Origin of the sequence: uncultured Anaerococcus sp., from assembly GCF_937934665.1 — a bacterium.
GTDB lineage: Bacteria > Bacillota > Clostridia > Tissierellales > Peptoniphilaceae > Anaerococcus.
On the sequence record NZ_CALGYW010000033.1, the window covers coordinates 1 to 4,342 of the forward strand.

The following is a 4,342-nucleotide window of genomic DNA, read 5'->3' on the forward strand; positions in this document are numbered from 1 at the left end:
GATGAAGACGAAGATGAAGAAATAGACGAAAAAGAGTTAGAAAAAGAAATTGATAAGTCTGTAGATAATCTTGCTGGTATAAAACTTGATGACCCAGTGAAAATGTATCTTAAAGAGATAGGCAAGGTTGATTTGCTTACTGCAACTGAGGAAATAATCCTAGCTCGCCGTATGGAATCAGGAGAATTAGCCAGAAAGTCTATCCACGGAAGTAAACTTAGTAAGCAAAATAAAAATAAACTTGCAAGTGACATCTTTTTTGGAGGCCTAGCCAGGGTTTTACAATCAGCTAATAATTCTTTAAAAGATGGTAAAGACTTAGATGAGAAGGTTATAAAAGACCTTGATGGGCTTACAAATATGGGCTCACTATTTAAGCAAGTTATGGAAGAAGATCTTGATAAAGACCAGTTGGAACAGTTAAACGCTAAGATTCTAATATGTAATATAGCACAAAATTCTATAGATGATGACGACCTATCAAGAAAAGACGCTAATATCCTCTGTGATCTTTTCGACTCCTTTGGCCATATGCTAAATATCGTAGAAAATGATGAAGTTGTTAGCATGGTCTATTCATCCTTTAATGACCTATTAAAAAAAGCAGCTAATAAAGATACTATAAAAACAAATGACCAGATGATAATAGATAATCTTCTTAAAACTTCGGAATTTGCTCACTCCATTAAGGAAAAACAGCCTTTATCAGATGACGAAGCATCATTTTTATCCTATATAATAGCTAAGAGAAATATATCTCTAAAAATGCTAAATAACGAAGAGTTTACTGAAGATGAACTTAATAAACTTGAACTAGATATATTAAAATCCCAAAGAGCCAAGGAAAAACTTGCTGAGACTAACCTAAGGTTAGTAGTATCCATAGCCAAGAAGTATGTTGGTCGTGGTATGAGTTTTTTAGATCTAATCCAAGAAGGAAATATGGGACTTATGAAGGCTGTTGATAAGTATGATTACAACAGAGGTTTTAAATTCTCAACCTATGCTACTTGGTGGATAAGACAGGCTATAACACGTGCTATAGCAGACCAGGCAAGGACAATTAGAATACCTGTTCACATGGTAGAAACGATAAATAAACTCGTCCGTGTTCAAAGGCAACTAGTTCAAGACCTAGGTCGTGACCCATCTAATGAAGAAATAGCAGAGATAATGGGTATAGAAGTTGAAAAGGTATCAGAAATTAGAAAAATCGCCCAAGAGCCAGTAAGTCTTGAAACGCCAATTGGGGAAGAAGATGACAGCCACTTAGGTGATTTCATAGAAGACGATACTGCTATAGATCCAGGGGAAGCGGCAAATTATACTATGCTAAGAGAGCAATTAAATGATGTCCTATCTTGCCTTGGAGCGAGAGAGAAACGCGTCCTTCAACTAAGGTTCGGTCTAATTGATGGCACACCACGTACTCTTGAAGAAGTGGGTAAGGAATTTGATGTAACAAGGGAGAGGATTAGACAGATTGAGGCTAAAGCCTTAAGAAAGTTAAAATCCCCTAACAAAAGTGAATTATTGAAAGATTTTTTATAGATGGAAGATAAGAAAAGATTATTAGATATTATTAATATCTTAGATTCAAATAAAAAAGTTATAGATGTAGGAACCGATCATGGATTGGTTCCTTTATATTTGGCAAAAAACAAACTGTCAACTGACATTACAGCGACAGATATATCTAAACCCAGTCTTCAAAAATTGGTAGATAAGTTAGATGATGACCTAAGTAAGATTATAAAAACTAAGGTCACAGATGGTTTTAAGGGTTTAGAAAGTGAAGAGGGTCAAGTAGCTATAATAGCAGGTATGGGAGCAAATACCATAATTGAAATCATAGAGGGAAGTTTAGACTTTGCAAAAAATCTTGATTATATGATCCTTGCATCAAATGTTAATACCTATGAGCTAAGGAATTTTTTAAATGACCATGGTTTTTATATAGAAAAAGATTTTCTATCCTACGAAAATAGAAAATACTATGATATATTGAAAGTTTATTACGGAAAGAATCAAGACCTAGGTTTTGAAGAATATTATTATGGTTTAACTGATATAGAAAATAAAAGCACCCTCCTAAGAGAAAAACTGGCCATAGATAAGGAAAAAAATCAAGGATTTTTAGAAGAGATTAAAGAAAAATCTCAAGACGCTAGAGCAATTAATAAAATTACAGATAGACTCATAGCCATAAGAAAGGTGGAAGAAAGATGCAAATTTTAGATTTAATAAAAAAACTAGAAGAAAAATATTCCTTTGATTTACAAGAAGAATGGGATAATTCAGGCCTTCAGCTAGGAAATCCAGATGATGAATTAAAGGGAGTTATCTTATCCTTAGACCTCGAGGATGAAGCTATTGACTTAGCAATAAAAGAAGGAGTAAACCTAATTATTACCCACCATCCGTATCTCTTTAATCCAACAAATTCCATCGATTTTAGGGATAGTTTCTATAATAGACTTAAAAGGTGTATTAAAAATGACATTACAGTTTTCGCCTTTCACACTAATTTAGACGTAGCTGAAGGTGGGGTTAATGATAACCTTGCAAATATTCTGGGTCTTAGAGATATTAAAAGTTTAGAAGAAGATAAGGAAATCGGCCTAGGAAGGTATGGCTATATTGAAAAACAGAGTGCAAGTAAGTATTTAGGAGATGTGAAAGAAAAATTAAAAGCTAGTGGTCTAGTAGCTTATGGAAACCTTAACAAAGAGATAAAAAAAGTTGCCCTTTGTGGCGGTGCAGGATCATCACTTATAGAAGATGCTATTAACAAATCTTGCGACTTAATTATAACAGGGGATGTAAAGTATCACGAAGCTATGGATATGTCAAATAAGGGCATAATAATTGCTGATGTAGGCCACTTTGCAAGTGAGAACCATATTGTTTTTAAGCTAGCAGAAGAAATAGAAGAAATACTAGGAAAAGAAGTTTATACTTTTTCAAAAACAGATAGCTTTAGACACTTTATTTAATTTTACTTTTTTAAAAAAAGAGGTATCCTAACTAGGGAGTAAATCAGATAATCGCGGAGCGCATAAGACGCAACGAGGAAAGTCCGTGCACCATAGAGCAAGGATGCTTGATAACGTCAAGTAAGAGTGATCTTCAGGCAAGTGCAACAGAAAGTATACCGCCATCTTGGTAAGGTTGGAATGGCGAGGTAAGAGCTCACCAGCTGTCCTAGTGATAGGCAGGCTATGTAAACCCCATCCGGTGCAAGAACAGAAGGGACAATAGGAGGCTTGCTCGGCCCAGTCCAGAAAATGGTAGTTCGCTTGATCTTATTAGCAATAATAAGACTAGACAGATGATTATCCACGACAGAACACGGCTTATAGGTTTACTCTTTACATAATTAATACACAATTGGTTACAAATTTCTAATTGCATGTTTTCAAAATTACGCTTATTGGTAAAATATTTTTATATATATTGGGGAAATTCTTTGTAATTTGATAATATACATAAAAACACACCTTTAAGTGTAATTTTTTTGTAACTAATTATTGACATTTTTGTTAAAAAGATATAAAATCTACTTAGATTTCAAAATACGACAGATTTATAATTTACAATTCATGACAATTATGGAGGAGTAATTTAATATGAGTAAGAAAAATATAGGAGCAGCATTAACAGTTATAGCTGCATCAGCGGCTGTAGCAACAGCATATGCTACTACTGTATCAGATTTAGAAAATGACAAACATACAAATTCATTAATTACAGAAGAAGACAAGGAAGTTGATTCTTCTTATTCTTTCGTTAAGTCTGATTATACAAAAGAAGTTAAAAATACAAAGATTGCTGGCACAAATAGAGATGCTAAAAAAGCAAGTCAAGAAATAAAAAAAGATATAGCTATAGAAAATACAGCTAAGACTCTTGTTAAAAAACAAATAATAGAAGCTGAAAAAATTGCTGAAGAAAAGGCAAAAGAAGAAGCTAACAAAGAGGAAGTTCAAGATATAGAAGTAGCTTCAAAAGGCGTGGAAGTTACTGAAGAGAAAAATAAAGAAATTGTATCTTACGATGATGAAAGTCTAGACGCTTTAATCGAAGGTAAAGCTCAAGAAGAAGTTAAAGATATAGTTGTTTATAACGATGAAAACCTAGATGACCTTACTACATATGAAGCTAAAGCTAACGAAGCTAAGATTGAAGAAAAACCAGTAGAAGAAAATCTAGACAATAAGACTGAAGAAGCTAAGCAAGAAGAGCCTCAACAAGAAGAAATTATTTCTAATGAAGAAAAAGCACCAGTTTTAGCTGAAGAAGTTAGCGAACCTATTGAAGAAGTAGAAAAAACTGAAGAAGT

The 4,342-nt window shown here is 33.5% G+C and carries 3 protein-coding genes, 1 other RNA gene and 1 pseudogene; all 5 read left to right on the forward strand.

Annotated features, from left to right (window positions below; translation table 11 throughout):
• On the forward strand, nucleotides 1-1,551 hold a 1,551-nt coding region (gene rpoD, locus Q0410_RS01470; RefSeq protein WP_299032132.1), incomplete at its 5' end, for an RNA polymerase sigma factor RpoD.
• Nucleotides 1,552-2,238 carry a class I SAM-dependent methyltransferase gene (locus tag Q0410_RS01475; protein WP_299032135.1) on the forward strand — a complete coding sequence of 229 codons (687 nt, stop codon included), beginning with the start codon at nucleotides 1,552-1,554 and terminating at the stop codon, nucleotides 2,236-2,238.
• Nucleotides 2,226-2,996, forward strand: a complete 771-nt coding sequence (locus Q0410_RS01480) for a Nif3-like dinuclear metal center hexameric protein (protein WP_299032138.1) — start codon at nucleotides 2,226-2,228, stop codon at nucleotides 2,994-2,996. The genes Q0410_RS01475 and Q0410_RS01480 overlap by 13 nt, the downstream gene beginning before the upstream one ends.
• Before the next feature lie 35 nt (nucleotides 2,997-3,031).
• An RNA gene (gene rnpB, locus Q0410_RS01485) (RNase P RNA component class A) lies at nucleotides 3,032-3,375 on the forward strand.
• Between the two features lie 254 nt (nucleotides 3,376-3,629).
• A pseudogene (locus tag Q0410_RS01490) lies at nucleotides 3,630-4,342 on the forward strand (hypothetical protein); the annotation flags it as partial.

What these genes read in the sequence shown, in the direction of transcription:
- Q0410_RS01480 (WP_299032138.1), top strand. Translation starts at nt 2,226, where the DNA reads ATGCAAATTTTAGATTTAATAAAAAAACTAGAAGAAAAATATTCCTTT.
- Q0410_RS01475 (WP_299032135.1), top strand. Translation starts at nt 1,552, where the DNA reads ATGGAAGATAAGAAAAGATTATTAGATATTATTAATATCTTAGATTCA.